Origin of the sequence: Venenivibrio stagnispumantis, from assembly GCF_900182795.1 — a bacterium.
GTDB classification, from domain to species: domain Bacteria; phylum Aquificota; class Aquificia; order Aquificales; family Hydrogenothermaceae; genus Venenivibrio; species Venenivibrio stagnispumantis.
This window is the reverse complement of sequence record NZ_FXTX01000040.1, coordinates 1-1,499: the sequence shown is the minus strand read 5'-3', so window position 1 is coordinate 1,499 and position 1,499 is coordinate 1. Positions and strand designations below refer to the sequence as shown.

The 1,499-nt window shown below is 26.8% G+C and carries 2 protein-coding genes and 1 pseudogene; all 3 read right to left on the bottom strand.

Features of this window, described 5'->3' with window-relative positions; translation table 11 throughout:
• Nucleotides 1–435: pseudogene (locus tag QOR43_RS08555) on the bottom strand (RNA-guided endonuclease TnpB family protein); the annotation flags it as partial.
• Nucleotides 428–1,024, bottom strand: coding sequence for an IS607 family transposase (locus tag QOR43_RS08550; protein ID WP_265133347.1), 597 nt, complete (start codon nt 1,022–1,024; stop codon nt 428–430). The gene QOR43_RS08550 and the pseudogene QOR43_RS08555, both read right to left, overlap by 8 nt.
• A gap of 117 nt (nt 1,025–1,141) precedes the next feature.
• On the bottom strand, nt 1,142–1,312 hold the full coding sequence (locus QOR43_RS08545) for a hypothetical protein (protein WP_283571484.1): 171 nt from the start codon (nt 1,310–1,312) through the stop codon (nt 1,142–1,144).
• Nucleotides 1,313–1,499: the final 187 nt, after the last annotated feature.

The following is a 1,499-nucleotide window of genomic DNA, read 5'->3' as shown; positions in this document are numbered from 1 at the left end:
TGCTTTAAGATAATCTTTTTCTATATATCCTTTTTTAAATTGTTTTTTTATCTGTCTTTGTATGTTTAATATAAATAATGGTGATTTTTGTAGATGGTCTGCTAAATAATTTTCATTCCAAAATATAGTGCAGGGATGATTTACCATAAATTCATATATTTCTTTTCTTTCTATTTGAGAGCGAAGTATTTGTCCGGTTAATTCTAAGGAGTTTCTATATACTCTTGATGGTATCCATTTTTCTTCATTTTTTATATCTTTTTTTAGAATAGTTAATGCTTTTCCTGATTGTTTTAATTTATTTAATGTTTCATTGTTCCATAGATTATTTATCCAGTTGTTTATCTTTCTTTTGTTTATTGAGATTAGATAATCTAAATGTGGATATATGCTTTGTGGTAGGGTTAGACTGTATGATAGGATTATGCTACTCATTTTTTAACTCTTCTATTGCTTTCTTTATTTTATTTGCTCTTAATCCATACAATCTACCGGCAAATGAAGTTAATATCTCTATTAAGTCTTTTACTAATTCTTTTTCCGGTTCTTTCATATCTTTTCCATCCACAGATATAACCTCAACTCCTAATGCATTGAAAAATTCTTCAAAATATTGATATCCAAATCGTGTTAATCTGTCCGGATATGTTATATATATTGCTTTTATCTTTTTCAATTTTGCAAGTTCTATTAACTTTAATAATCCTTTTCTGCCTTCTTTTATTCCACTTGCTATATCTTTTATCTCATAAATCTTTTCATATTTTCCTTCTACTTGTTTTCTTAAAAATTCAATTTGTCTTTCTAAATCTTTCTTTTGGTCTGCTGACGATACTCTGCCGTAAATTGCAACTGCATTATCAGATGCTTGTCCTAAAAATTCCATTAATTTGTCATAATCGTATCTTCTCTCTTTTCCAACTCTAATAGGTTTTAGTTTTCCTTCTTTTTCCCATCTTCTTAATGTACTAACAGATACTCCCAATATTTGTGATGCTTCTCTAATCCTTAATAACTTTTTCATATTAATAATTATAGGTAAATATGGTTAAAAAATCAAGATGCTGTTATCATCCCATTTCCTCTTTTAATTCTTGAAATATTTTGTTTCCTGTAACTCCTGCAAAATGTTCCGCATTTTTCAAAATTTTTTCCAATGCTTCTTTTTGTATTCTTTAAGTTTTTCTTTTAATAACTCTTCAATCAAAACACTTTGAGGCTTTTTATAATATTCAGCCATTTCTTTTAACTCTTTTTCTATACTTGCTGAAAGAACTATATTTTTTCTAACCTTTCTATCAACAGTTTTCACTTCTTCATCTCCTTATATCTTATTAATTTACATTAAATATAATACATCAATATTACTTAGATTGATTGTATTCGTTTAGTACATGGTATATCTGAGAGTGTTTAAAAATTCGCTAATACTTGACAAACAATCAGTTGCTTAACATATTATCTAATCATTGTTTACCAAGGTTAAAAAACTGGTAAAA

Bases quoted from the DNA above. Each gene is read 5' to 3' on its own strand.
- QOR43_RS08550 (WP_265133347.1), bottom strand. From the start codon at position 1,024: ATGAAAAAGTTATTAAGGATTAGAGAAGCATCACAAATATTGGGAGTA.